Here is a 26,690-nt window from a genome sequence, read left to right as displayed (position 1 = left end):
GATTCTTTTTGCATCCCATAGTATATCCCATCCAAAGGAAGGAATGGGATACATTTATTTATACTCAAACGTTCTTAACCGATGACACATGGAAAAACCTTTTTTACAACCCAAGATATGTTGGGTAATATCTATGATACTCATAAAACTTGGCGGAAGTGTTATTACAGATAAATCGAAACCATATTTTTTTAAGAAAAATACTGTTGATCGTCTTGCGTATGAAATAAAAACTGCCGATCAGCAAGTTATGCTTGTGCATGGTGCCGGTTCTTTCGGTCATATCCTAGCAAAAGAATATCATCTCAAGGATGGTTTTCAAGATAAAAAACAGCTCTATGGCATGGTTGCAACTCTTGAAAAGGTTCAAAAGTTGAATACCATGATTCTTGAGGTTTTTCTTACACATTCTCTTCCTGTAGTTTCACTACCACCACATGTTTTTCTTGAATTATCTGATCAAAAACCAGGAGACGTTAACCTCTATTTTTTTCAAAGGTACTTGAAGTATGGTTTTATTCCAGTTACCTTTGGCGATGTTGTCCTTGATACCAAACGCGGCTGTACGATTTGCTCCGGGGACTTATTGATGTATCTTCTTGCAGATTATTTTAAACCTGAAAAAGTTGTTTTTGTATTCGATGAGGATGGTCTGTTTACTGCGAATCCTAAACTTGAGAAAAACGCGCAATTTATTGAAGAAACATCAGTTCATAATCTCAAATCATTTTCGACAGGCGCAGATACACATGCTGATGTGACGAAGGGAATGCAGGGAAAACTTGATATTATCGCAGCGATTGGCAAACTAGGTATTGATACTGTTTTGGTCAATGGTAATAAAGATAAGCGGTTGCACGATATCTTAGTTAATAAAAAAACAGTTTGTACCTATATTCGTGGTGAAAAATGATGCATCTTACTGAAGAACGAAAAAGAGAACATATCCAGATCGCGGTGTCAGAAGATATTGCTTTTCATCATAATTACTGGGATGATGTTCATTTGGCGCATAATGCATTACCTGAGGTCAATGAAGAAGATATTGATTTAGGTGTTCAGTTATTTGGGAAAAAGCTCGGTGCACCGCTGGTGATTTCCGCGATTACCGGCGGGTACAGAGAAGGTAAAAAGATTAACGAAAATCTTGCAATTGCTGCTGAACGTTTCCAGGTTGCTATGGGTGTTGGTTCACAGCGTGCCGCTCTTGAAAACCCAAAGCTTGAGGAAACATATGCAATTGTTAAAAAGTATGATATTCCAATAAAAATTGCAAATATTGGGGCATCCCAGATTGCTTTGTGGGATAAGAAAAAAATCATGGAGTACGTCGATACCATCGTTCGAATGATCGATGCTGATGTGCTTGCAATATGTCTGAATTTTCTGCAGGAAGCAGTACAACCTGAAGGAGAGACCCATGCGAAAGGATGTCTTGAGATGATTGGGATGCTTTCCCAAGAACTTAGCATCCCAATTTTAGTCAAAGAGAGTGGTGCTGGTATTTCCGGAAAGGTTGCAGAGCAGTTATACAGCAGGACGAAGATTGCAGGTATTGATGTTGGTGGTGCTGGTGGCACCTCATTTGCCGCAGTGGAGTATTATCGTGCGAAAATTAAAAATGATAAGTACAATATGCGGAAGGGATTAACGTTTTGGGATTGGGGCATTCCAACGCCTGATTGTATTTTACAGGTGGGAAAGGCAACAAACTGGGGGCTTCCGATCATTGCTACTGGCGGTATTCGCAACGGTCTTGATGTTACAAAAGCATTGGTGCTCGGTGCTCATGCTGCTGGTATTGCACACGGTGTACTCAAACCAGCGTTGAAGGATGCAGAAACAGTTATACATGAGATAGATATCTTAATTAAGGAGCTTCGCTGTGGTATGTTTCTTGTTGGGTGTGATACGGTAAGTTCTCTTACCGATGTGGAAGTGAAGTATGGATCTCAAACACGAGCTACATAGGCGGGTAACAATCTTTGAATCATACTGGAAACGGTTTTTTTCCCCTCATAAGCCAGTACTATTATATCAGGCATCAGCACATCTTCCATCAGGTGGAGGGAAACGTTTACGGCCATTTCTTACCATGATTTCTTGTGAAAGCGTTGGGGGAAAAACCGAAGATGCATTGCCATTTGCAGCTGCCTTAGAATTGCTGCATAATTTTACCTTAGTTCATGATGACATTATGGATAAATCAGCACTCCGCCGAAATGTTGAAACGGTGCATGTGAAGTACGGTGAGCCGACCGCGATTCTAGCTGGTGATTTACTCTTTGCAAAAGCGTTTGAAGCACTCCATGAGTTACCAGTTGAGTATGATTGTTTCAAAAAACTCCATGCAGGTTTGGTACAAGCAGTGATTGATGTCTGTGAAGGTCAACAAGAGGATATGGAGTTTGAACAACGATCGATTGTTACCGAGCAAGAGTATCTCTCAATGATTACAAAAAAAACAGCAGTGTTATTTAAACTTGCAGCATATGGTGGCGGTTTGATTGGTGGAGGATCAGCAAGAGAGGTTCAAGCATTATCTGATTTTGGAGTATATCTCGGGTTATCGTTTCAAATCTGGGATGATTATCTCGATATGAGCAGTGATGTGAAGACTCTTGGAAAAGATATAGGGAATGATATCAGAAACGGGAAAAAAACACTCATTGCGGTACATGCATTGGAGCATGCTGATACAACTCAGAAGAAAAGATTGGCTCGGATTTTCGGTTTTCAACAAGCCTCCGATGAAGATATTCATGAGGCTTTTGCGTTGTTCAGAGAAATAGGGTCGGTCGAGTATGCAAAAACAACCGCACTTACATATAATGCAAAAGCAAAGAGTGCATTAGAAAAAATCAAACCATCTTCAACTCGCGATATTTTAACGAGTGTTGCTGATTATTCAATTCAAAGGGATTATTAGTATGACGGTAGAGCAGATTACGCATGAAGCCCGGAAATATGCTTTGCAGAATGCAGTGCAGTTTGACGGCAAAGCTAATGAAAAAGCTGTTGCAGGAAAAGTGATTGCAGTTTTCAAACAGCGTGGTGTTACCCCAAACAATATCATCCCTGTTGTTCGAGCTGTTGTTGCTGAGATCAACCAGATGAAGTTATCTGATCAGATTACTGAACTTCAAACTATTGCTCCTGAGCTGCTCGTTCGAGAGAAGAAAGAACGTGATTTTTCATTACCTGAACTTCCCTTTGCTGAAAAAGGTAAAGTAGTTACGCGATTTCCCCCGGAACCAAATGGATATCTCCACATAGGTCATGCAAAAGCAGCAATCATTGATCATGAATATGCACGGATGTATGATGGGCGGTTTCTTTTACGGTTTGATGATACAAACCCTGATAATGTTGATGCTGAGTTTTATGATGCTCAAAAAGAAGATCTCACCTGGCTTGGAATCAGCTGGGATTATGAGTATTGCACCTCTGATAATCTTGAAACGCACTATAAACTAGCTGAACAACTGATTCAGCAAGGAGATGCGTATCTTTGCCGATGTCCGCCTGACGCGATCAAGGAAGGTCGTTTTCATTCAAAAGCTTGTAGCTGTAAAGAAAAAAGTTGCGGTGATATGGTTGATGAATGGCGTGACCTCTTAGCGTCTCCTGAGCATAAAGGAGTTATTCTCCGGTTACATGGTGAACTTGGGAGTGATAATACTGCGATGCGAGATCCAACATTGTTTCGGGTGATTGACACACCGCATCCTCGAACAGGGACAAAATATCATGTCTGGCCGACGTATGATTTTGCAGGTGCTGTTGAGGATAGCTTGTCTGGTGTGACTCATCCCTTTCGAACCAAAGAATATGAGCTTCGCGATCCCGTGTATTTTCGTATTCTGTCGTTATTGAAATTGAGACCACCACATTTGATGGAGTTTTCTCGCCTTTCAATTGAAGGTATGCCTGTGTCGAAACGAAAGATTAAACCATTGATTGACCAGGGTTTAGTATCTGGTTTTGATGATGTGCGTTTGCCGACGTTGCGGGGGTTGCAGCGACGTGGTATTGTCCCTGAGGCGATTAAGCAGTTTGTGTTTTCACAAGGAATCTCAAAGATGGAATCAGTTGTTGATTTCAGCATGGTTGAAGCCTTTAACCGAAAAATACTTGACCCTAAAGTGAAACGTTTTTTCTTCGTCCCACATCCAGTGCGACTCGACGTGAAAGATGCACCGGCTCGTGAGGTGGTATTACGATTCCATCCCTCGGTTGACTTAGGCGAACGAGTCTTGCATACCGATTCGACGTTTTTTATCCAACGTGACGATGTTCTGCGGTTGAAGATCGGGGATTTGTTCCGGTTGAAAGGATTGTATAACGTTCGTATTGAGAAGCAAAGTGATACCGGTATTGTTGGTTCATATGCCGGTGATGAAGTGATTGCTGAGACGTCGAAGATTCAATGGACAACATCAGAGCATGTTGAAATAACTGTTCAGATTCCTGGTCCTCTTTTGGTTAACGATCAGTTTAATCCTCAGAGTTTGACGACAATATCTGGATATGCTGAGCCGATGGTTGCACTGTTGAATACTGGGGACATTGTTCAGTTTGAACGATTTGGTTTTGTCAGAATCGAAAAACAAAATACTCGGATCATTGGTTTTTTTACGCATAAGTAAACTTTTTTAACCCCTTATATGTTATCCTGATTATTAGGGATGCAAACAAAAAGGATGGGTTTGATGATGCACCAAAGAAATAAAGTAGCTGTACTGTTAATGCTATTTTTTGTTTTCATTTCTGTTGGAAATAGTGTTAATGCCGCTAGTTTCTTCAGACCGGATGAAGGAAGCAGTCTCCTCGTAACTGGTGCAGTAATTATTACGGTTATTGCAGTTATTCTTGGTTTTTTATTTTTTTATGGCGGGGTAAAGTATGTCACGCCAGAGAATGTTCTTGATACTGAGATTCGAAAAAATTTGTATCAGTATATTGATGAATATCCTGGTTCTCATCTTCGTGAGATTGCCCGCGAACTTTCGTTAAAACCAAGTAATGCTGCATGGCATCTTCGGAAACTTGAACAGACAAATCTCGTTCGCAGCCGTTCGATTGGTGGAAAAAAGGTGTATTATTTGGTTGAGGGTGGATTGGAATCACGACAGCGTGCAGTTGCAGAATCAATTCTTCGAAATGATAATGCTCGAAGAATCATGCAGTATCTCTATGATCATCCAGGAAAACATCTGCTTGAGATAGCTCATGCGTTAGAGTTGAATCATCATGTGGTGAAATGGCATTTAAAAAAGATGTACGAAGCTGAACTTGTTGAAGGTGACACATCAAATTCTGCATATCCCGTGTATTATCCAACAGAGTCAGGAATTCAGGCTTTTGAACTGTATCAAGAATATTCAATGAAAAAAGTTGCTGCCTAGATACGTCCGACGTCGACAACTTCCACACTTTCTATTTTTTTGATTTTTGACAACGTGTTGACGATCGGATCAAGCCCTCCTTCTGAATCAGGGACAGCTACAGTAACATCAACGCTCCGGAGTCCAAAAGCAATATTTTTTACTTCTACTCGACCGAGACGAACTGGTTTTTTAATAGCTTCTTTAACAGAATTCATAATGGTTTGTATGTCGTCATCGCTGACAACACCATCAGGCATCATTCGAATCAGTGCTATGACTTCTCCCATAGTTTTTCTCTACCTCTTTTTTTAAGGTCCTTGAAAGCCGCATTTCGGGCAGGTATAATCAATGCTTTGCTCTCGGCATCCACTGCATCGACCGATGATTGTTTCGCAGGTTGGACAAGGAAACGTTGTTGATCCTTGTTCAAGGAGACCTTTGCCGCAGCTTATACATTTTTCAGCTTTGTTCATAGGAGAGGGCATTCAGCAGACTTTTTTAAATCTTTCTCCTCTGCTTAGGGATAAATTATCATAAAACTAACTTCTTTTTTATCTAAAGGGAATTGTAACTATGATCCATGGAGAAAACCTTATGTTTTAGCACAGGTTACTCTTCTCTCTTATCAGTGATGTTATGAAACGTCTCCCTTTGAAAAAATATGTCTCAACAGCTCGGTACGCATTTTTGAATTTTATTTCACGGGAGAATATCTACCCGTTTTATGCTTCTTTTAAAATCACCCATAAATGCGGTTTGAAATGTAGTTTTTGTAACGTCTGGATGGAGAAAACTCCTGATCTGAAAAAGGAACAGGTGTTCAAAGTCATTGATAATATTGCAAATTCAAGTATTATTGTGCTTAGTATTGAAGGCGGAGATCCATTGATAAGGAAAGATCTTGGCGAAATACTTGAATATGCTCATCAGAAACCATTTTATCTTTTTTTTACTACCAATGGTCATCTACTCGATAAACGCCCGATGAAGGAATACGGCAGACACATTGATTATCTCCACATCAGCATTGACGAAGGCCATGATAATCTTGATTTTTTTGATCGTCTAGAAGAATTCCAAAGTTATGGCCCTGAAATCTGCATTCAAATTGTAGTGACGAAGGATACGTTGCATGATTTAGAAAAAAAAGTACAGCGCGTCTACGAGGTTCATGCGCGTACGGTCGTGATGCCAGCATGTCATCTTGATGGAACCGATAATTATTATCCAAACCCTGTAGAGTTCCGGCAAGAACTCCTGCGATTAAAACGCAAATATCCAAATACGATTACGACACCGAAAGGTTTTCTCGACAACATCAACATGCTCCATGGTTGTTCACCATCATCAATTATCATTGATTCAGATGGTGGGTTATTCTATCCCTGCCGAACAGTTGGATCTCGATTGTACAACTTCACCGAAGGGTCATTCATGGAGTTTCTGAAGACTCCTGAAGCACAACAAGCACGCAATGATATGAAAGCATGTACCCGGAGCTGTGGTTGGTATCAATACTTTGCAACTGATGTGTTTGCCTCGCCCTGGTCGATTGTATCATCCTTAAGTCCATATCTATTTAAATAACACATTGTATTTGGTCAACCAATCGACATTTTTTTGTTTTTTACCAAAAGAGTACAGTTTTTGAACAGTCAAATCAAAAATGAAACAAAACGAGAAAGAATGCTGAGAAAGCTCTATAGCAGAAGCGGATTATAACTATTTGTCAAGTAACGTCATATATATTTTTTTTGTTTGTTCAGCGACTTGTTTCCAACTATAGTGATCGACGATGTAACTTCGCGCTCGTTTCCCCATCTCCTGCGCATACTCTTTATGCTGAAGTACATAATCAATCATTGCAGCTAAGTTTTCCTCAGTTTCGACGTTGAGAAGAAGCCCCCGATCTGATCCGAGAAGTTCAGCTGCTTTTCCGACATTTGAACTAATTACAGGCAACCCAATTGCCATCGCCTCAGCAATGACTAAACCCCAGCTTTCACCTCGAGACGGAAAAACAGCAACATCAGCACCACGAGCATATTCAAGTAAGTCAGGTTCTGAGAGATATCCTAGAAAAATAATATTTTTGTTTTTCGCTGCAAGTTGTTTCAATTTTGCTAGATCAGGTCCTTTACCGATAATAACTAGTTTGGTATCCGATGTCGTACAGCGTTGAAATGCTTTGATGAGGAGTTGGATGTTTTTTTGATATCCGAGACGACCCCAGAAAACGACGAGATGACGACATTTGAGTTTTTCTTTAATATGTGAAACACCCGGGCTGAATTTTTCGGTGTCGACACCATTTGGGATATACACCATTTTTTCTTTCTCAATGCCCCACTGCTGAAAAATATGGAGGTATTCTTCATTGACACAGATAATTTTGTCGACCAGTTGTGCCATAGATTTCGTCACCAGACGGATAATGATACGATACATAAAACTAAGCAGGCGGTTTCCTTTAAACTCAAGGATGTAGTGTGTTGTCAGAACCTTTGGTATGCCTGTTTTTCGTAAGAGTCCTCCGCCAAAGGTAAATAACGGTCCATGGATATGAAGTAACTCTACCTGTTGCTGTTTGATTTCTTGATACACTTTGTGAAACGATCCCGGAGGGTTAATAAAATAGATGTCGAAAAAAGAAAACAAACAGGGAACATGATAGAACGTGAAGTCGTCTTCTTGTTCATACCCTGATTTTTTTGAATTACCGGTAACAAGAATCACCGGTAAATGTAGATTTCTTGCAAGTTCAGTAACATGGGTGTATATACCACCTTCTTTATAGGTTGTAATTTCAGCGATCTTCATAGGTTTTCAGCCATCATATCTGATACTGTTGATGAATCCACGTCCAATTAACAGCATACACTTCAACCCAACGATTCGGCACAGTATCAGACGATTCATTTCGATAAATTCGTTCAAATGGTTCAGCGGAAAATTTTTCATACGATGCATTGGTCATATAATAAATATCACCGTGTCCAACATGAACAACCTTATCTTTCATAATATCGTCAATGAGTATATGGGTTATCTGTGAATAGTTTTTACCAGTCGCACAAAGCTCATCGATATACTCGGATAGATTTACGCAGATCCAGAGAAGATATGCATCGTCGTTGGTTGTTGCAAAACCTGATGCTTCAGCGAGTCGTGCAAGTCGATGATCAGAAGCAATAACCGTGATGTTTTGACAAAGATTGTTACTCATCCAATCAAGTGCTGCTAAATCTTGATAGGTTATTGTTTCATCTGCAGCGTTTAGCGATTCAAAACCAGGATAGACTGAAACCGCATTCGCACTGACAAGTAGCAAGATAACGGCGATATACATTCCTTTTCGTTTTGTGGTTAGAAAAGAGCTGTGAAATACTTTTTTAAATGAAAACGTTTTTTTCATGTGTTTTTGATTCGATTTAGAACTTGTTTCAGTACTCATAAAGACAGTGTTGATGCCATATACTGCAATAATGCTCAGAGGTACCATAAGATATTCAAAATGCCGATCTGGATACAGTAGAGTACTATTGGTCACAATACCATAGAACAGTGATACGAGAATAGCACAGAGCCAACCTCGGATAAAGTAACCATGTTGGATGAATCGAGTCGCTCGGAAACCTGCAACACCAAAACCAACAACAAGAATCAATGGAAGCGCATAGATTAATGATACCGGGGTGAATGCAAAGTTCGTCCATGGCATTTTTGTAAAAGTGAAAAACAGCATTGCAGTAATGGAAACACTTAGTGTTGCGATGACGCGAAAGGCTGCTTGTTGTGCGGTTAATGCTTTTTTTTCTTTAAACAGATTCAGACGGCGTTTTACTATGATACTTATGAACAGCAGTATCCAGCCGAGATAAAAAAGAATGATCAGCCAAAAAGAATGGAATGATATACCACCGAGTGAGAGTTCAAGCCGCATAAAACTATGATATACTGGTGTTGCAATCAACATCCAATACGAAAAAATACAGCAACTTGCCACTGCGATATAAAAGATGTCTTTTCGAATCGAATACGTCCACTGCCTGATCATAAAATTTTCCATAAAAACAATGCCGATTAATGAAATAAGATAAAAATAAGTGGTCAGATGGTGCGACATGATCAACAGGATGGTTGAAATCATCAACGGAACGATATAGATTTGTTTTTTTCTGAATTTAATAAAGAAAAGCAGGCAAAGTGTCATAAAGAAATGACCGAAGGTAAGTGGTGATGCATGGCTTGTCTGATACACATGGAATGGGAGAACTGCGAGAAACAAACTCGCAAGTAATGCTTTTTTCTGATCATTGAGTAACCCATAGGCAACAAAATAAAAAACAAAAACAGATAAACCACCAAAAATCGGTGCAATTTTCGGCATGAGAACAATGATATCAATATTAGTTATCCAGTGTATGATACCTGTGATGCTGTAGAGTATCGGAAAATATTGATATGAATCTCCCCATCCTGTGTAGTCGTTGAATAGCTCCCCGGTTTGTACAAAAGCGTTGGTCAGTCCATAGTAAATTCCGAAATCACAACCCCATGCAGGATTCAACCATGCTGGGAGAAGTCTGAGTATAAGTGCAATACCGGTAACTATCGGCAACGAAATGTACCATTTTTTCAGTATATTTTTGAGCATGTTTTTTCCGCAATGCATAGATGATCAGTAAGGAAAACACGGCAGTATACTTTCATCGTCTATATAAAAATAGTAGTTTTTAACTCAAAACCGTTCGCATCTTTTTTGTTAGTAGGTAATGAGTCTGATGATTGCTTCTACAGTTTTTGAAACATCACAGGTTCGTGTGATTCCTGTTGTTTTTTGAGCATATTTACTATCTCTTGCTAAATCAAGATTGTTCTGTCCGACTGAATAAAATGTTTTTTTCGTAGTGTGGTAATGCCCGAGATATTCTTGTTCAATTTGACCTGGGGTTGGAATCATCAGACCATGGATACCAAGGACAGCAAGATCCATAATTGTTGAATATCCTGACCGTGAGATAACGAGTTTTGTTCGATTGAATACCTCTTCTCGTTCTTCTTTTTTAAGATACGAATAAATGGTTGTAGTATCATTTTGCTGGTGGTGTATGTTTTCTGTTTTGCCAAGGCTTACTACAATGGTTCCCTGGAGTGTGTCAAGTTGTGACATTATTTTTTTTTCAAATAAGGTTCGTTGTGGTTCAGGTCCTGAAATAGAAATAAAATAATCAATATCTTTTTTGGTTTGTTTCTTTTGAAAATCCGAGAGAACACCAACATAGTGAAGTTGTTTTTCATTGATTTTTTTCAGATTATGTGAGAGGTCTCCTGAGAGATCATCGGTTTCATAATCAGGGACGATAACTTTTTTGAATCTATCTTGAAAAAAAAACTGGTTGAACAGTTCACTGCCATTCTCTAATATTTTCATCCGTAAAGGATTCATAATGCGCATCTGATGTGAGATAAAATATGAAGGGATTTTTTTACTATACATATCATAGCGTGCATCAGAAAGGATGCAATCATATTTTTTTTCTTCCAAGATTTTTTGTAAGCTCCGCAACCCTGATTCAATCCGATGTATGAACACCGGCCAATACAGCATGCTTTTTGCAAGCATCTGTCTTGTGTTTTCTGAAATCACGAGTGGGTAATCCTGGATCGCATAATAATCCACTTGATCCTTGAGTTCTTTTTTCAACAACTCAAGAGTACGTCCATGTGATATCACCGTGAGTTTGTTGTCTTCTTTGAGCAGTTGTCGAATCACGGGTAAAGATCTTGTTGCATGACCAAGGCCCCATGAGCATATGCCATAAATGATATTCATATTCAACGGTGGAGGTAATCATCGAGATATTAAATATCTAGTGGATACAACATTTTTATACATACGATGCCATCTCGTTTGTTTGATGTGATATGATGTTTTGTGAGAAATTACTCAATGCTATTCATACTCAGAACAGTCTTCTCTGTGTCGGTCTTGATGTCGATCAAGATAAGATTCCAGCTTTTTTGCATCATACAGAAAAAGATCCGTATCTTTCGTTCAATAAGGCGATTATTGATGCAACTAAAGATTTAGTCTGCGCTTACAAACTTAATATGGCTTTTTATGAAACATTAGGAAAACATGCCTACCAGTTGTTAGAAGCAACCATTAAGTATATTCCACGAGATGTCATCGTCATCCTTGATGGGAAAAGAAATGACATTGGTAACACTGCAGAAAAATATGCATCAGCGATTTTTGACAAGTTTGGTGCTGATGCAACTACGGTCAACCCTTTTCTAGGTTTTGACAGTGTTGCGCCGTTTCTTGCCTACAAAGATAAATGCAGTTTTATTCTCTGCCGTACGTCAAACCCGTCTGCAGGTGAATTCCAAGATTTGATCGTTGGGTCACAACCGCTCTACCAAATCGTTGCTCAGAAAATTAAACAGTGGAATACTCAAGGTACCTGTGGTGCTGTTGTGGGGGCAACCTATCCTGAAGAACTTAAAAAAATCAGAGCAATCCTTGGCGATGATATACCACTCCTCATCCCTGGAATTGGCAGACAAGGAGGTGATATCGAAAAAACTGTAGTCTATGGGGTCAACTCAAAAAAAACGATGGCGATTATTAACTCCTCAAGAGATATATTGTATGCTGGACGTGATGAACATTTTTCTGATGCAGCACGAACTGCAGCAGAACATCTTCGATCATCAATCAATAACTACAGATAGCTTCTCCCTACGAAATGTTAATTAACCTCTTTTTTCCATTAGGTCGTTTATCCCTTGATACGAAGAGGTCCATGAGAGTATGATTGGATCGGCAAGATCAAGGGTACAAAAAATGATGTCGAATAGGGTCCCTCTTTGATCGAACCGACGTACTGTCAAGAGATGACTAAGAGGATAACCTCGATGTCATATAGCCATGTCGCGATATGAAGTGGAATGGTGTTTCACTGCTGCAATTTGAGATACTGTTTCACGAACACCCTCTATGGAGTATCATGGTGGGTGACAGCGACATATTACGGATTTTTTTATTCGTTTTTTTTGGTTTTTTTGGATAAAGATTATAACCCTGAAATATATTACAATATGTGGTTGTTCATATACTGTGACAACTATTCCATCAAAAATATATATCGTAACATTTTCGATATATTGAAGTTGGATATTGGGAGGCTGTTCTACCAAAAAGTAAAAAACAGCAATTAAAAAAAACGAAAACTATATAGCTACGAGGTTGGTTTTACGCCGCAAACAACACATCATCAGTGGATAGGAGAAATTCAAACTATTGTAGGTCAGCGTCATAGTATCTCTACCCATATTATGAACGTGATACCCGAGAGGTGAGGAAGCAGTTCGATGAAAGTAGCAATGCTTGGGTGGGAATATCCCCCCTTCAAAGTTGGTGGCCTTGGAACCCACTGTTATGGTTTGACTCAAGGTCTTGCAGATAAAGGAGTTCATATAGATTTCTATATGCCAAAAACAAAAAAGCGGGTGAAAAGTGATCGTGAGAATCTCCGTATTATTGAGGTTGGAGAAACTGACGTGTTTCCCTATGATCGACCTGATGATAAAGAACTTGCTGGAAAATTTTTTGATTGTGTCTACCGATATAATGACCTCTTGGTTCAAAAAGTTAAGGGAACCTATGATCTGGTCCATTGTCATGATTGGTTGACCATCAAAGCAGGCGTTGCTCTCAAACACAAACTAGGCATCCCTCTTGTTTTAACCGTACATTCAACAGAGTATGACCGGTCAGGATGGATTTACCCGAATCAGTGGTTTATTGATATTGAAAAAGAAGGAATGATGCAAGCCGATGTTATCATAGCAGTAAGTAATTTTACAAAAAAGATCATAGTTGAAAAATATGGTATTCCTTCTGAAAAAGTTCATGTTATTCACAATGCTGTTTTTCCCATTGGTGAAGGTGAGAAAAAGAATCTTGTTTTATTTTTAGGTAGACTTACGCTTCAGAAAGGACCAGAATTTTTCCTTAAAACTGCAAAAAAAGTTCTTGAAAAAGAAGACACCCGTTTTGTCATCGCTGGAACTGGTGATATGCTACCGCGATTGATCAATCAAGCGGTAGATCTCGGTATTGCAAATAAGGTGATTTTTACCGGAAAACTTTCTGAAGAAGAGGTTAAACATATTTATAAGATAGCGAATGTGTATGTGATGCCTTCTGTCAGTGAACCTTTTGGGATTACCGCTCTTGAAGCGATATCTGCAGGAACACCAACGATTGTTTCAAAAGCATCTGGTGTTTCTGAGGTGTTTAAAAATTGCTTCAAAGTTGATTTTTGGGATACTGATGAGATGGCAAATAAAATTATTGCATTATTGCGCTACCCTCCGTTACGGACGACCATGGTAGAACATTCAAAACAAGAGATAGATTTATTTACCTGGGAACGTGTTGCGTCTCGCACACTTGACGTCTATAACGAGGTAGCAGAAGTATGACATCGATATGTTTGTATTTTGAGGTACACCAGCCGGTTCGATTGAATCGTTTTTCAGTTTTTAATATTGGAGCATGTACTGATACGTATGCCTCGTATTTTGATCATAATAAAAACCGGGCGATTTTTGAAAAAGTAGCAAATAAATGTTATCTTCCAACGAATAATTTGCTTCTCGATCTCGTAAGAAAATATGATGGTAAATTTCGCATATCGTATAGTTTAACTGGGACCTTTATTGAATACTGTGAACTGTTCATGCCGCAGATCATTGAAAGTTTCCAAGAACTTTTTGAAACCGGTGCAGTTGATTTTATTGAGGAGACCTATTTTCACTCGCTTTCAAGTTTGTATGATGATTTAGATGAATTTGAAGATCAGGTGAAAATGCATCGAGACATGATTAAACGGTTGTTTAACTACAAACCAAAAGTATTCCGGAACACTGAGGCGATCTATGACAATCGGATTGGAAAAAAAGTTGAAGAAATGGGATACAAAGGCATCCTTACTGAGGGTGCTGATAAAATTCTTGACTGGCGATCACCAAACTATATCTACAAACCAAAAAACGGGAACATTAAAATCTTAATGCGGAACTATATGCTCAGCGATGATGTTGGTTTTCGTTTTTCCGCAAAACAATGGCAGGGATACCCGTTAACAGCAGATAAATATGCACATTGGATGTCGCAATGTCATGGTGATCTGATCAACTTGTTCATGGATTATGAAACCTTTGGTGAACATCAATGGGCTGATACCGGTATCTTTGATTTCCTCCAGCATCTCCCTGGAGAGATATTGAAACATGAGAACCTTGATTTTGTCACGGTTAGCGATGCTGTGAAACGGTATGAACCAGTTGGTGAAATTGATGTCCCTTGGGCGATCTCATGGGCAGATGCAGATCGTGACGTTTCAACCTGGCTTGGAAATAACATGCAGATTGCATGTTTCAATGAACTTAAAGAAATCGGTAAACTGCTTCGGAAGAAAAAAGATGAAGATTTATTGTACACCTGGAGACTCCTTCAAACCTCAGATCATCTATATTATATTTCCACAAAAGGCTTTGAAGATGGTGCGGTGCATGCGTATTTCAGCCCCTATGAGATTCCCTATGATGGTTTTATTAATTATATGAATATTTTGCAGGATTTGAAACAGAAGGCCATGAAATAGGAAAATTAGTATATAGCTATCTCGAGATTCAGGAGCTGTGGTGAGGAGTTTAAACCTATGAAGATTGTTCATTTTTCTTGGGAGTACCCACCGGTGATCTATGGTGGTCTGGGAACATTTGCAACTGAGATAACTCAGAAACAGCATGCATTTGGACATGAGGTCACCGTGTTTTCACTTAATCCAGGTAATAGGCTTCCGACCTCAGAAACAATAAACGGTGTTGAAGTCTACCGACCGCAGACGCTTGATTTAACATCAACATTTTTTCTCTGTGTTGATCATGAGCTAAAATCTTGGGGCCCAAATTTCAAATTCTTTGCAGATGTGTTAAGCTATAATATTATCTCTGCATCGCAGTGTGTCAATCTTCTCATTCGGAAAAACGGACGGTCATTCAACATCATTGACGCTCATGATTGGCTTGGGGTAATGGCCGGTAGCATTGCCAAAAAAGAAACAGGTACACCGTTGATATTTCATGTGCATTCAACTGAGGTTGGTCGTTCAGTTGGTCGAGGATCACATACCATCAAAGATATTGAATATGAAGGCGGACAGATTGCTGATGGTGTTATTACTGTTTCCTATGCTATGGCAGATGAACTTGTGAAACTTGGTTTTCCCCATGAAAAAATACGGGTCTGCTGGAACGGCGTTGATCCGAACAAGTATAATCCTTCAAACATCTCGCAGGAGGATCGGATGAATTTCAGACGATGGTACGGTATTGCTGATCATGAAACCATGCTGTTGTTTGTCGGTCGGCTGGTCACCGTTAAAGGAGTTGATAAGCTCATTCGGGCATTGCCGTTGGTCTTGCAGGAGTTTCCACAGACAAAGTTAGTCGTCCTCGGAATAGGTGATATGGAAGGGGAACTTCGGTACATCGCAGACACACTCGGTATCCGAGATAAAGTGATCTTTAAGAATGAGTTTGTCAGTGAACTAGAACGTATTAAATTTTATGCTGCGTCAGATGTAGCAGTGTTTCCCTCGCTGTATGAACCATTTGGGATTGTGTGTACTGAGGCGATGGCAATGGCAAAACCAGTGGTTTGTGGTGCTCGTGGTACAAATGGCATGCGTGAACAGATCATTTCAACTGGAGATAAACGATGTGGGATCCATGTCAATCCGTTCAGCCCTGAAGATATTGCCTGGGGCATCAAGCAGGTGTTAATGCTTCCTGATAAGGGAAAGGAGATGGGTAGGCTTGGTCGAGAGCGAGTCTTAGAGGTATTCAGCTGGGATTCAGTAACGAAGAGAACTTTGGATATTTATCAAGAATTTGCACGATAACATCATAAGATGAAGATGCTTCAATATTGATTCATACTGAAAGCTATGCGAGAATGGATTGTTACCAACGGCCTCGGCGGCTATGCATCACTTTCATATAAATTGACAAATACTCGGAAATATCATGGTTTGCTCATTGCAAGTCTTGATCCGCCGACACAACGGTGGGTCTTTGTGAGTAACGTTCATGATTTTTTCCGTATAGGTTCTCAGCTCTATGATCTCCACAACTATCGAGGACGTTTCGTTTTTGATATTTTTCCTTCATTTGTCTATGATATCGATGGCATACTTCATCTCAAAAAAACCTTCTTTATGCAGCATGAAAAAAATACCACGTTGATCCGATATCGAATCATTCCAAAAAAGCCAGTAACAATGCTACATCACCCTGTGGTCAATTCACGGCATCTGTATGATACAACAAAACAGCGGTCGTTGTCACTTCACCATCAGATCGATGAACAGAGGATTTCTGTTCAGCCAGATAATACTGATCGGTGGATTTCTATTGAGGTTGATGGTTTTACATATCATCCTGATTTTTACTGGGAAGTCTTCTATTATGATCAGGATCGGATACGCAATGATGCATGGATTGATAACGCTATGCATCTTGGAGATTTTTCAAAATTGATTACCGAACCAAGTACATATTATCTAGTGTTAAGTATTGAGCCAGAGCCTATTCAAAATCCAGAATCTGTCTTTCAAGAAGAACTTAAAAGAAAAAAATCGCTTATCCAGCAGAGTTATCTTGCTGATCGGTTTACCCCGTTGGTTCTTGCTGCTGATCAATTTCTAGTTAAAAAGGGAGAGGGGAAATCAATCATTGCAGGATATCATTGGTTTAGCGACTGGGGAAGAGACACCCTCATTGCTCTCCCAGGAATCACTTTGATCCCTCGTCGTTTTTTCGAAGCAAAAGAAATTCTTCTCAATTTTGGTAAATTTTGTCGAAACGGGTTAATTCCAAACACCTTCATGGATCGGGATTCTCAGCCGGTGTATAATACTGTTGATGCATCGCTATGGTTTATTGATCGGGTGTATCAATATTTGAAATATACTAATGATGTCAGTATCTTGCAGAGTCTTTGGAGAACCATGGATTCGATTATTGAGCATTACTGCAGAGGAACTGATTTTGGAATTTGTATGCATGATGATTTTCTCATCGGTCATAATCCTGGGTTAACCTGGATGGATGTAAAAATCGGTGATTATTATCCTACACCTCGGTCGCGTAAAGCTGTAGAAATTCAGGCGTTATGGTACAACGCCCTACGGATTATGAGCATGTTTGCTTTGGTGCTTAAAAAACCTGATCATTACTCTGAAAAAGCAGACCAGGTGAAACTTAATTTTCTTCAAAGCTACGATCAAATCTATGATGTCATTGATACCAAGGATACATCGCTGCGGCCAAATTGTGTTTTTCTCGTTTCACTTGACTTTTCAATGGTTGATCAACAACTCGCCCAACGTATTGTTTCTTTAGTACAGGAAAAACTTCTCACCGTATTTGGTTTGCGAACACTCTCTCCAGATGATTCACGATATCTTGGAAACTACCTCGGGTCGTATAATAAGGATCTCGCGTATCATAATGGTACGGTGTGGCCATGGCTCCTGGGCCCGTTTATCACAGCATATATAAAAATCAACCATCGATCTCACCAAGCACGACTCCAAGCATATCATGAGTTTCTTGAACCGATGCTTGATATTTTTGGGGAAAACTGGGATGGAACCATCTATGAGATTTTTGATGGTAATTCACCGTTTTTGCCACAGGGATGTATCAGTCAAGCATGGAGTGTCGCAGAGATTCTTCGAGCATGGGTTGAGGATATTGAAAACAAACAACCTCCCTATGCGGAAGCTTACATGAAATAAGCGTTGAGTACATATTGTTGGATCATGCGGTTGGTATTAAAAAACGAAGCATTGATTGCTATGCAGCTCCGCATAGTTCGAATCCAGTTGTCACGATCTTTGTAAAACTTTGGAATAATCCAGTTTTCAAGTTTGTCATACATTTCATTGCGGTCGGTTTCATCATCAGATTCCCGCTCATTGGATTTTCGAGTCCCAATCGCCCAGCCAGTAATATTTTCAATGCGTCCTTCGATCCACCAACCGTCAAGGGTACTAAACTGCGGAACACCGTTATGGGCTGCTTTCATCCCTGAAGTACCAGATGCTTCCTGCGGTCGACGAGGTGTGTTGAGCCATAGATCGACGCCCGACGTCATGAGTTTTGCGATGCTGATATCATAATTATGAATGAAAGCAATTTTTACTTTTCCTTGGATTGTTTTCATCACATGGAATATTTTTTTGATTGATTCTTTTCCAGAGATATCTTTTGGATGTGCTTTCCCTGCATAGATAATTTGAATTGGTCCTGCTTTGTCAGCGATACGCATGAGCCGTTCCGGATCTGATATGAGAAGTTCAGGGCGTTTGTAGGCTGTTTGTCGTCGGGCAAATCCGATGGTGAAATGGTCATAATTAAGTCCTGTATTATAGCGGCTGTTGACAAAGTCGATGAGTCGTTGTTTTGCTTCCATGTGTGCCTTCCAGAGGTCTTGTTTGTCGATGCTGAACGCTGCTCGAAGTGAATAGGGATCTGAACGCCACCCTGGGAGATATTGATCAAAGAGTCGTGCAAATGGTTCTGACACCCAGGTTGCTGAATGTACGCCATTGGTAATTGAATCAATTGAATATCCTGGGAACATCATTCGTGATACTTCTCCGTGTTTTTTTGCCACTCCATTTACATAATGGCTGAAGTAGAGTGCAAGACGTGTCATATTGAGTTTATTTTCGAACGTGATATCTTTGAGAAGTACATCTGGGAGCATATCTGTAAGCAGGGTCCGTGCAAGGTTAATGTCAAATTGATCATGCCCTGCTGCAACAGGAGTATGCGTGGTAAATACGCACTGTTCACGGACTTTTTCCACATCTTTGTACTGTCGATACAGCTCTAGAGTTCCAAGTGCTGCGTGTCCTTCATTCATATGATATTTGTCAATGGTTTTATATCCGAGTGCTTGAAGAGCTCGGACACCGCCGATGCCAAGGACAATTTCCTGCATGAGTCGGTATCGGTTGTCACCGCCGTAGAGATATTTGGTGATTTCTCGATCTTGTTCACTGTTTTCAGGCAGGTTGGTGTCAAGGAAGAAAACAGGGACAACATAGCCGCTTACTCCTCTGATTAAATAGTGCCAGATCCGAATACCTACTTTTCGTCCTTCAATGGTCACCATTGTTTTACTGGGTAGTAACGTGAGGTAATCTTCAATGTTGAAATTAAATGGCAGTTCGATTTGATTTCCATGGTCATCGATACGTTGGTAGAAATATCCATTTTCTGATAGAAGAGTTACGCCGACGATTGGAACGTTCAAATCTGCACAGGATTTCAAGGTATCTCCAGCAAGTATCCCAAGGCCACCGCTGTAGGTTGGAATACGTTCATTAATGCCAATTTCCATGGAAAAATATGCAATTTTTGGTTTGCCGTTTGCTTTTCGTATTTCGCTAATATGATTTTGATTGATCTCCGCACCAACCGCTTCCATATAACCAATCCGTATCAATGAGAAACTAATAAAGTTTCTTCACATGTGAGAAATAGTGAGGTTCTTTATTAGGATTATCTTTTTTTTGCCTTGTTTTCTCCGTCGAGTCGTGTTTTGTTATTGATACATGAACGATCCATGCTGCTTGTCATCTTGAGTGTTTGCTGTGTGTGTTTCTGATTTCTGATGTTTTGTTTTTCCAATGAACAAAAAATCATGTCGAAGTAATCTAATGTACATGGTATCTGAGAGGGGTTCAAGTCTGAGAACTCCTTGTGTTTGAAATTTAAGTAATATGCGCATAAGTCGTTGGTTGGATATATGGAGATGTTGTTGTACTTGTTTGACTGTTATAGGGTATTTTTTTTGTAAGAGACGTATGATATGTTCCTCTAGTGTCCCAGCTGTAATTTCAATCATATGGTAAAAACAGAGTTTTAGCTTGTTTATCCTTTTTTTTGTATTTAGTCACATTCATATGCTCTGACGCCTTGATGATCTTTGGAAAATAATTGTTGTACGTCTTTGTGCATTTCAGGAGGATATCCGTCGGGGAACTGGATACACCCCTTACAGATGGCTAATCCGATTGCTTTTCTGAGTCCATCGAGACTGATGTATCCAAGGCTATCTGCACCGATTTCTCGTGCAATTGTTTCAACATCTTTGATGTTTCCCTGGTTGTCTCGTGCGATAAATTCTGTTCTACTCCGCATGTCAATACCGAGGTAGCAGGGAGCGATGAGCGGTGGACATCCTATGCGGACATGAACTTCGGTTGCACCGGCGTTTCTAATACCGCGGATGATTTTTTTAATATTTGTCCCTCGTACAATCGAATCGTCAAGGAGGATAACTCGTTGTCCTTCGAGAACTGAACGGATGTAGGATAATCCTTCGTCGACGAGCTGTTCACGAACCTCTTGGGTTTGTTGAATAAAGGATCGTTCAGTTTTATCTTTCATGATGCCTTCGTCGATCGGGATGCCTGACTCTCGTGAATAGCCAAGTGCGTATCGTCGTCCCGATTCAGGGACAGGGATCACCATGTCTGCTTCAACAGGATGTTCGCGGGCTAGAAGTCGTCCGATTTCATCTCGTACCTTATGAATTGATCGACCGTTGATTCGTGAATCTGGTTTTGCGAAGTAGACAAATTCGAACATACAGGGAAGTTCTTGTTTTTTAACGAGCTGTTTTTCATAGATATTTCCTTCCTGATCAATGATCACCGCAGTTCCTCCAGGGATGTCTTTGACATAGTCAAAGTTTATTTTCTTGAACACTCTTGTTTCAGAAGCAAAACAGTACATTCCATCTTTTTTTCCCAGAGCAAGAGGTCTGATTTTTCTTGGGTCGGTCATCGCAAAGAGATATGGTTTATCCCCAGAATCAGCAAGAAATAACACAGAATAACTTCCTTTCACATGTTGCATGACGCTGTTGCATGCTTCAAAAATAACACCTGGGTTTATTTCTTTTTTATGGAGATAATCAGCCATGGGGAGGAGGAGATATTGAATATCGCATTCTGTTCTCGGTTTCCGATGTGTGTTTCTAATTATTTCTGAGCAGTTGTAAATATTGCCGTTGTGAACTGCGGCAAGAAACGGGTTGACTAGGTATTCTGGTTGTGCATTTTTTTTCAAAGATTCAACATCATCCATCCCAGCAGTTGAATATCGGGTATGACCAAGTCCAACGTTTCCTGGTGTGCTTATTTTTTTTTCTTCGTTGAAAATATCACGAACATGTCCTGCATCTTTAGTAATGTGGATGTTTCCATCATACGTCAGTTTTCCTGCTGAGGATTGTCCTCGGTGTTGCAAGGCAAAAAGGCTTTTATAGATAAGTTGTGAAACCGGTTTATCCCCAATAATACCAACGATTCCGCACATAGTTATAATGAAAGGGGAATGAACAAAGGTTATTTATAGATTTATCATGCCCACTCTTTCTGATAAGAATGGAGTTTGGTGCGAAATCTTCTTCAGAAGTATTTCCGGACAAGTATTGCTGCCATGTTAAAATTACCAGCGTTATCGAAGGCGACAACAGTGATGATGTGTTTATGTTTGAGTGGCTTTGGATTTTTTGTCCAGATCCACTGGTAGGGCTCCTGGTATGCTATTTTTACTGGTGTTGGGTTGTTATCAAGGTAGAACTCAACTCGATTGATACCTGATCTGCTGTCAGTTGCAGCAACCTGTATGGTGATATCACCGATGATTAGTATCCGTTTTTTAAGTAGTGATTCAAACAATTGATGCCCTCGGAGGTAGAGCCCATGGGTTGGTGAAACGATTGAGATGGTTGGTGCTGTTGTGTCACCGCTGCCGTAGGGTTCAATCAGTGGATATCGATCCCTGTTGATACCATTAGGGATTGCATATGGTGTATCACCGATGCCATCGCCGTTTGCATCTATACCGGTGTAATCACTCCAGTAGTTTCCTCCGCTTGGATGCCCGTTATCCCAGAGATTATTACCGGTATCGTATGCCTGATGGGTGTTACCGATGAAGGTATTGTGGTATATTTTGTTGTAGGATGAGTCACTGATACCGATACCTGCGTATCCATTATTTTTGATTATATTTTCACAGATGGTGTTTCCATCAGCAGCTGACGACTTGATATAAATCCCATTCCAAGTATTATTGGTAATGAGTGTAGTGGTTATGGTGTTGTGATCTGCAGAAAGTTTCAGATAGATTCCATGGAAGTTGTTCGTAAGTATGGTGTTGGTGATGGTGGTTTTGTCTGACTGAATGATAATACCAGCATTGGTAATATCGGTTCCGCTATTTTGAACCGTGAATCCTGAAAGAGAAACATCATTTGCACAGATAAAAACAACGGTGCCTTGTGTGCGCCCATCGATCACTGTTTTTTGTGGTTCTTGTCCGATAAGAGTAAGAGATTTATGGATGGTGATATGTTCGGTGTAGAGTCCTTTTTTGACAAAGATGGTATGTCCTTGGGTGGTCGTACAATCTGAAATTGCGTGTTGTATGGTGAAAAAGATTTTTTTGGTATTGATGTTGGTGATTGATCCGTACGGATGCATTAAAGGAAAGGTGTCAGAGAGCCCGCCACTGGTGATTTCGTAGGGTGTATCGCCAATGCCGTCTTCGTTTGCATCAGTGCCACTATATCCATCCCAGTAGTTTTTATACAACGTATTGGTTGGTAATCCTTCTGCTGCGAGAGTATTTTCAATAAACGTATTGTAGAAAACAGTGTTTGCTGTTTCAAGAAAGTGCAGTGCTTTTGAGTTTTTGATAAGAATATTTTCAGTGATGATATTATTTTGTGTAAGAATATAGATGCCAGCATGGTTTGGATTTGAACCGCTGTTTTTGATGGTGAATTTTTTAATGGTGACGCCATGTGCTGTGATTCTGATCACACTTTCTGTTGTTGTTCCATCGAGGATGGTTGTTTCAGGATGTTCACCGGTTAATAGTATGGCTTTTGGTATGTCGATGTTCTCAGGATATGTTCCGTTGAAGACAAATACGGTATCACCTGCGGTTGCATGATCGATGCCATCTTGGATGTATCGGTAAGGATGATCTTGGCTTCCATCCCAAGGTCCCGCCGTGTTACTGTCATCAACGTAGATGGTGGTAGCGATGATGGTTGGGTGGAGGTGTGGCATACTGGTATGTTCTTTTTCTAGAGATTGTTGAAGCGCAACTCCAGGAATCATAAACGATGTGAGGATACTAATGACTATAGCTGCTTGCAATAGGTTGCTTCTGAGTTTTTTTCTTTGCATTATTTTTCCTCCCGTTAAAAATCGATACGTAGTTGATTTTCTTCTGGTGTTTTGTTATATTAATATCTCTATATAAATATTTCCTGGTTTTTCACAGTGTTGTGAATTTACCATTTTTGTAGATGAGTTCGTTGTCAGCATACACTTCGCCGTGTTTACGCAGATCACACATCATGTCCCAGTGGAGGCTTGATTTGTTTGTACTCCTGGTTTCTGGGTATCCGCTCCCGAGGGCGATGTGGATTGTTCCTCCAATTTTTTCGTCAAATAACGTGTTTTTTGTATGTTTTTTAATGCCGTTATTTAATCCAAAGGCAAACTCTCCGATGTAGGATGATCCTTGATCCATAGCTATCATTGATTTGAGAAATGTTTCTCCTTTTGATGCAGAGGCTTTGACGACTTTCCCTTTGGAAAACCAGAGTTTGACGCCATCGACTTCTCTGCCGCCATGGGAGATAGGAAATGAGTAGCTGATGTGTCCTTCTGCGCTTGTTTCTTGTGGCCCGGTAAATACTTCTCCATCTGGGAAGTTGTGTCGCCCGTAGCAATTTATCCAGGTTCTTCCTGCTACTGAAACGGTGAGATCAGTATCTTTAGCAACAATATGGAGTTTCTTTTTTGTTTGCAGGAGTTTTCGTATTTTTTCCTGATGTTGAAAGACGTTTTGCCAGTAGCTGATAGGTTTTTTTTCGTGGACGTGAGCTGCTTGGAAGATAAAATCTTCGTACTCGTCGAGTGACATTTCTGCGTCTTGTGCTGCAGCATTGGTTGGATATTGGGTGAGGCACCAGCGGAGTTGATTTTTTGCAGATCGATGTAAGAATATATCATGAATTTCTTGATGGGCAACACTGCTGAGAGCTTGTTTTTTTGGATCAACATTTGTTAGGCTTTTTGTATTTTCAGGTGCGAGAATTGTAAGTCGTGCATCGATATGTTCAATCTCATATTTTTCGATCGGTGATACATATCTGAGTTGTTTGTCTGAGGCGTACGTGTAGTAGATCTCAGCAAGACCAGGGAGCCCTATGCGGAGGTAGGGATGGGCACCTACTTGTAATGCTTGTTTGTAAACCTCTTTGATGAGCGGGGTTGCTGCTGGTGCACCTGAAATAACGAACAGGTCGTTTTTCTGGAGTTTTAATGAGTGGTTGATGAGAATGTTTGCAAATTTTTCAAGTCGAACATCATCCATATGTATTTCACTAAAAGAAGTATATGACGACAGGGTGATATAGTTTATCCCTTCGTATGCATGCTCATTTAGTTATATGTTTTCCCAGTCTTTGAGAACTGAGTTCCATTTGTAGCTTTCTACTTCTTCAATGTCATCGATTCGTCTGATGATTCGTTCATAGCCTTTGACGAGGGTGCGGGTTGATACCTTGACGATGAAGTCGTATTTTCCTGCAGTTGCAGATACATGGGATACCCCAGGGATATTCCAGAGTTTATTGATAACATCTTTTCGTTTGAATCCTGGTTTGAGTATGATGAAGATATAGGCTTTGACAACGGTGAGGGCAAATGAGATGATACCAAGCACGATCATGATCATGCCAATGATTTTGATGATGATCATCACTGGATCGGTATCAAAGGTAAAGATGCCCATAATCGTTAAGATTATTGAGAAGGGGAGTGCGAAGATGATGGTTGATGATCGGATTGCATTGTTGACACTTGCATTGCCAAGTCCTAGAGATCGAATGAAGAGTACATAGGCAAAAAATGTTGTACTCATCGTTAAAAATATCCATGGGAAATATGTGACAGACGCAGTGATTCCTTCAATGATGTAGTTGGTTCCATTGAACGTATCCCATATGAAGATAATAAGGAAGGTAAAGATCAATGAAAACAAAACGTTCCAGAAACGTATATTGATTGAATCATTGAGTTTTCCTTGAAGGCGCATGGTTTTGAGTTTTCGTTGAAAGATGGAAAAGAGCGCCCAGGTTGGATTTAGGAGCAGAAACACTATGAGGAGTGATTCAAGGTTGATTTCTCCTTGTAGGCTGATCGAAGCAAGGATTGCTCCAAAGGTCACAATCATTGATGATTGTACCTCTGCAAGGGTTGGTATGTTTTTTTCGGTAAACGATTCAATCATTAATAGATATAAAATGACGATTTGTTGAAATGAGAGTAGAACTGAAGGGTCAAATACCAGTGAGATGAGAACACAGTATCCAACCGTATTCATCCCGTTCATCAGACCTGCACCGAGATGCAAGGTGAGTTCTTTTTTTGTTATCATCCGAAGTCGTTTGAACGACGGGTCAATAAAAGACCCGATACTCTTTTTACGGTACGGTATCGAAAGGATAGCTCCAAGGATAAACGTGGCGACAAGTCCGACGAGAAACAAGGCAAGTGAAAACGCCCAAGCGTTTGGAATAAAACTTTTAATAATGATGCTGTCGAGGGCGGTGACCGCTGCAGCGATGAACGAGGACGTTATTGCAAGACTGTATAGTAAATATTTTTTGCGGATAATCATGGTATCAGAGCGTTATTTCTTTTTCAATAATCTGGGTTGTGGTTTTGTTAACCCCCTCAATGGTTTGTAGTTTGTCGGTGACTTCAAGGAGATCTTCAAGGTTTTTGACCTGCGCCCTGACGACGATATCATATTCACCGGCGACAACTGATATTTTTGCGACGTTTTCGATTTTCCGCATTTCTTTAATTGCTTTGTCAACATTTCCTGGTTTCATAGTTATAAGGATATAGGCGCTAATCATCTTGTATCACCTTTTTTCTATTGTTCTGACGGCGAATGATGCTACCTATTATAAAAGTATCTATAAAAATGGCTACATCCCGAAATGAATCCATAAATTCAGCATAACGTCTCATTTTGCTGTGAGAATCACGCACAGCAAACAGAAAAAATCATAATTCAACAAGCTTTTTTACAGATTTTTTC

General features: G+C 40.0%; 23 protein-coding genes. 11 read left to right on the top strand and 12 right to left on the bottom strand.

Annotated features, from left to right (window positions below; all coding sequences use genetic code 11):
* Window positions 1-133 precede the first annotated feature (133 nt).
* The 5 genes from QXL17_05875 (at window position 134) to QXL17_05855 (ending at window position 5,408) form a co-directional block, all read left to right on the top strand.
* Window positions 134-913 carry an isopentenyl phosphate kinase gene (locus tag QXL17_05875; protein MEM4258664.1) on the top strand — a complete coding sequence of 260 codons (780 nt, stop codon included), beginning with the start codon at window positions 134-136 and terminating at the stop codon, window positions 911-913.
* Window positions 910-1,971 carry a type 2 isopentenyl-diphosphate Delta-isomerase gene (gene fni / locus QXL17_05870; GenBank protein ID MEM4258663.1) on the top strand — a complete coding sequence of 354 codons (1,062 nt, stop codon included), beginning with the start codon at window positions 910-912 and terminating at the stop codon, window positions 1,969-1,971. The genes QXL17_05875 and fni overlap by 4 nt, the downstream gene beginning before the upstream one ends.
* A complete protein-coding gene (locus QXL17_05865; GenBank protein ID MEM4258662.1) occupies window positions 1,946-2,929 on the top strand; it encodes a polyprenyl synthetase family protein in 984 nt (327 codons plus the stop codon). The genes fni and QXL17_05865 overlap by 26 nt, the downstream gene beginning before the upstream one ends.
* Before the next feature lies 1 nt (window position 2,930).
* Entirely contained in the window at window positions 2,931-4,649 is a 1,719-nt protein-coding gene (locus QXL17_05860; protein ID MEM4258661.1) for a glutamate--tRNA ligase, read from the top strand.
* Between the two features lie 63 nt (window positions 4,650-4,712).
* Window positions 4,713-5,408: a winged helix-turn-helix transcriptional regulator gene (locus tag QXL17_05855; protein MEM4258660.1), complete on the top strand. Its 696-nt coding sequence runs from the start codon at window positions 4,713-4,715 to the stop codon at window positions 5,406-5,408.
* Here the strand turns inward: QXL17_05855 and QXL17_05850 are convergent.
* Window positions 5,405-5,677: an elongation factor 1-beta gene (locus QXL17_05850; GenBank protein ID MEM4258659.1), complete on the bottom strand. Its 273-nt coding sequence runs from the start codon at window positions 5,675-5,677 to the stop codon at window positions 5,405-5,407. The genes QXL17_05855 and QXL17_05850 overlap by 4 nt on opposite strands.
* Window positions 5,678-5,698: 21 nt before the next feature.
* A complete protein-coding gene (locus tag QXL17_05845; protein ID MEM4258658.1) occupies window positions 5,699-5,863 on the bottom strand; it encodes a zinc finger domain-containing protein in 165 nt (54 codons plus the stop codon).
* A 163-nt stretch (window positions 5,864-6,026) separates the two neighbouring features.
* On the opposite strand from QXL17_05845, the gene QXL17_05840 reads away from it, so the two are divergent.
* The gene (locus QXL17_05840) at window positions 6,027-6,977 is read left to right on the top strand and encodes a radical SAM protein (protein ID MEM4258657.1); all 951 of its coding nucleotides are present in this window, start codon (window positions 6,027-6,029) and stop codon (window positions 6,975-6,977) included.
* Window positions 6,978-7,112: 135 nt separating this feature from the next.
* On the opposite strand, the gene QXL17_05835 is transcribed toward QXL17_05840, so the two are convergent.
* From QXL17_05835 to QXL17_05825, 3 genes are all read right to left on the bottom strand, one after another.
* Entirely contained in the window at window positions 7,113-8,210 is a 1,098-nt protein-coding gene (locus QXL17_05835) for a glycosyltransferase family 4 protein (GenBank protein ID MEM4258656.1), read from the bottom strand.
* Between the two features lie 13 nt (window positions 8,211-8,223).
* Complete coding sequence (locus tag QXL17_05830) at window positions 8,224-10,047, bottom strand: hypothetical protein (protein ID MEM4258655.1); 1,824 nt, start codon at window positions 10,045-10,047, stop codon at window positions 8,224-8,226.
* Window positions 10,048-10,155: 108 nt separating this feature from the next.
* On the bottom strand, window positions 10,156-11,226 hold the full coding sequence (locus QXL17_05825; GenBank protein MEM4258654.1) for a glycosyltransferase family protein: 1,071 nt from the start codon (window positions 11,224-11,226) through the stop codon (window positions 10,156-10,158).
* A gap of 92 nt (window positions 11,227-11,318) precedes the next feature.
* Here QXL17_05825 and pyrF point away from each other — a divergent pair, with 92 nt between their 5' ends.
* The 5 genes from pyrF to QXL17_05800 all read left to right on the top strand — a co-directional run bounded on the left by pyrF (window position 11,319) and on the right by QXL17_05800 (window position 18,271).
* Window positions 11,319-12,131, top strand: a complete 813-nt coding sequence (pyrF, locus tag QXL17_05820; protein ID MEM4258653.1) for an orotidine-5'-phosphate decarboxylase — start codon at window positions 11,319-11,321, stop codon at window positions 12,129-12,131.
* A 639-nt stretch (window positions 12,132-12,770) separates the two neighbouring features.
* Window positions 12,771-13,886, top strand: coding sequence for a glycosyltransferase family 4 protein (locus QXL17_05815; protein ID MEM4258652.1), 1,116 nt, complete (start codon window positions 12,771-12,773; stop codon window positions 13,884-13,886).
* On the top strand, window positions 13,883-15,070 hold the full coding sequence (locus QXL17_05810; GenBank protein MEM4258651.1) for a glycoside hydrolase family 57 protein: 1,188 nt from the start codon (window positions 13,883-13,885) through the stop codon (window positions 15,068-15,070). The genes QXL17_05815 and QXL17_05810 overlap by 4 nt, the downstream gene beginning before the upstream one ends.
* Before the next feature lie 57 nt (window positions 15,071-15,127).
* Window positions 15,128-16,372 (top strand): glycosyltransferase family 4 protein, encoded by a 1,245-nt coding sequence (locus tag QXL17_05805; GenBank protein ID MEM4258650.1) that lies wholly within the window; start codon window positions 15,128-15,130, stop codon window positions 16,370-16,372.
* Between the two features lie 45 nt (window positions 16,373-16,417).
* Window positions 16,418-18,271, top strand: a complete 1,854-nt coding sequence (locus QXL17_05800) for an amylo-alpha-1,6-glucosidase (protein ID MEM4258649.1) — start codon at window positions 16,418-16,420, stop codon at window positions 18,269-18,271.
* Here the strand turns inward: QXL17_05800 and glgP are convergent.
* The 7 genes from glgP to QXL17_05765 form a co-directional block, all read right to left on the bottom strand.
* The gene (gene glgP, locus QXL17_05795) at window positions 18,259-19,971 is read right to left on the bottom strand and encodes an alpha-glucan family phosphorylase (GenBank protein MEM4258648.1); all 1,713 of its coding nucleotides are present in this window, start codon (window positions 19,969-19,971) and stop codon (window positions 18,259-18,261) included. The genes QXL17_05800 and glgP overlap by 13 nt on opposite strands.
* Window positions 19,972-20,088: 117 nt before the next feature.
* A complete protein-coding gene (locus QXL17_05790; GenBank protein ID MEM4258647.1) occupies window positions 20,089-20,391 on the bottom strand; it encodes a transcriptional regulator in 303 nt (100 codons plus the stop codon).
* Window positions 20,392-20,435: 44 nt separating this feature from the next.
* Window positions 20,436-21,869, bottom strand: coding sequence for an amidophosphoribosyltransferase (gene purF, locus QXL17_05785; GenBank protein ID MEM4258646.1), 1,434 nt, complete (start codon window positions 21,867-21,869; stop codon window positions 20,436-20,438).
* A gap of 92 nt (window positions 21,870-21,961) precedes the next feature.
* Window positions 21,962-23,755, bottom strand: a complete 1,794-nt coding sequence (locus QXL17_05780) for a NosD domain-containing protein (GenBank protein ID MEM4258645.1) — start codon at window positions 23,753-23,755, stop codon at window positions 21,962-21,964.
* Window positions 23,756-23,846: 91 nt separating this feature from the next.
* Entirely contained in the window at window positions 23,847-24,953 is a 1,107-nt protein-coding gene (locus QXL17_05775) for an aminopeptidase (protein MEM4258644.1), read from the bottom strand.
* Window positions 24,954-25,025: 72 nt separating this feature from the next.
* Window positions 25,026-26,261 (bottom strand): Lrp/AsnC ligand binding domain-containing protein, encoded by a 1,236-nt coding sequence (locus tag QXL17_05770; GenBank protein MEM4258643.1) that lies wholly within the window; start codon window positions 26,259-26,261, stop codon window positions 25,026-25,028.
* A gap of 4 nt (window positions 26,262-26,265) precedes the next feature.
* A complete protein-coding gene (locus QXL17_05765; GenBank protein ID MEM4258642.1) occupies window positions 26,266-26,505 on the bottom strand; it encodes an Lrp/AsnC ligand binding domain-containing protein in 240 nt (79 codons plus the stop codon).
* Window positions 26,506-26,690 lie beyond the last annotated feature (185 nt).

The organism is Candidatus Thermoplasmatota archaeon (assembly GCA_038884455.1).
Lineage (GTDB): Archaea > Thermoplasmatota > E2 > DHVEG-1 > DHVEG-1 > JAWABU01.
This window is presented reverse-complemented; position numbering and strand designations above follow the sequence as displayed.

Coding starts and splice junctions, on each gene's coding strand:
- QXL17_05875 (MEM4258664.1), top strand. CDS start 134: ATGATACTCATAAAACTTGGCGGAAGTGTTATTACAGATAAATCGAAA.
- fni (MEM4258663.1), top strand. CDS start 910: ATGATGCATCTTACTGAAGAACGAAAAAGAGAACATATCCAGATCGCG.
- QXL17_05865 (MEM4258662.1), top strand. CDS start 1,946: ATGGATCTCAAACACGAGCTACATAGGCGGGTAACAATCTTTGAATCA.
- QXL17_05860 (MEM4258661.1), top strand. CDS start 2,931: ATGACGGTAGAGCAGATTACGCATGAAGCCCGGAAATATGCTTTGCAG.
- QXL17_05855 (MEM4258660.1), top strand. CDS start 4,713: ATGATGCACCAAAGAAATAAAGTAGCTGTACTGTTAATGCTATTTTTT.
- QXL17_05850 (MEM4258659.1), bottom strand. CDS start 5,677: ATGGGAGAAGTCATAGCACTGATTCGAATGATGCCTGATGGTGTTGTC.
- QXL17_05845 (MEM4258658.1), bottom strand. CDS start 5,863: ATGAACAAAGCTGAAAAATGTATAAGCTGCGGCAAAGGTCTCCTTGAA.
- QXL17_05840 (MEM4258657.1), top strand. CDS start 6,027: ATGAAACGTCTCCCTTTGAAAAAATATGTCTCAACAGCTCGGTACGCA.
- QXL17_05835 (MEM4258656.1), bottom strand. CDS start 8,210: ATGAAGATCGCTGAAATTACAACCTATAAAGAAGGTGGTATATACACC.
- QXL17_05830 (MEM4258655.1), bottom strand. CDS start 10,047: ATGCTCAAAAATATACTGAAAAAATGGTACATTTCGTTGCCGATAGTT.
- QXL17_05825 (MEM4258654.1), bottom strand. CDS start 11,226: ATGAATATCATTTATGGCATATGCTCATGGGGCCTTGGTCATGCAACA.
- pyrF (MEM4258653.1), top strand. CDS start 11,319: ATGATGTTTTGTGAGAAATTACTCAATGCTATTCATACTCAGAACAGT.
- QXL17_05815 (MEM4258652.1), top strand. CDS start 12,771: ATGAAAGTAGCAATGCTTGGGTGGGAATATCCCCCCTTCAAAGTTGGT.
- QXL17_05810 (MEM4258651.1), top strand. CDS start 13,883: ATGACATCGATATGTTTGTATTTTGAGGTACACCAGCCGGTTCGATTG.
- QXL17_05805 (MEM4258650.1), top strand. CDS start 15,128: ATGAAGATTGTTCATTTTTCTTGGGAGTACCCACCGGTGATCTATGGT.
- QXL17_05800 (MEM4258649.1), top strand. CDS start 16,418: ATGCGAGAATGGATTGTTACCAACGGCCTCGGCGGCTATGCATCACTT.
- glgP (MEM4258648.1), bottom strand. CDS start 19,971: ATGGAAGCGGTTGGTGCGGAGATCAATCAAAATCATATTAGCGAAATA.
- QXL17_05790 (MEM4258647.1), bottom strand. CDS start 20,391: ATGATTGAAATTACAGCTGGGACACTAGAGGAACATATCATACGTCTC.
- purF (MEM4258646.1), bottom strand. CDS start 21,869: ATGTGCGGAATCGTTGGTATTATTGGGGATAAACCGGTTTCACAACTT.
- QXL17_05780 (MEM4258645.1), bottom strand. CDS start 23,755: ATGCAAAGAAAAAAACTCAGAAGCAACCTATTGCAAGCAGCTATAGTC.
- QXL17_05775 (MEM4258644.1), bottom strand. CDS start 24,953: ATGGATGATGTTCGACTTGAAAAATTTGCAAACATTCTCATCAACCAC.
- QXL17_05770 (MEM4258643.1), bottom strand. CDS start 26,261: ATGATTATCCGCAAAAAATATTTACTATACAGTCTTGCAATAACGTCC.
- QXL17_05765 (MEM4258642.1), bottom strand. CDS start 26,505: ATGATTAGCGCCTATATCCTTATAACTATGAAACCAGGAAATGTTGAC.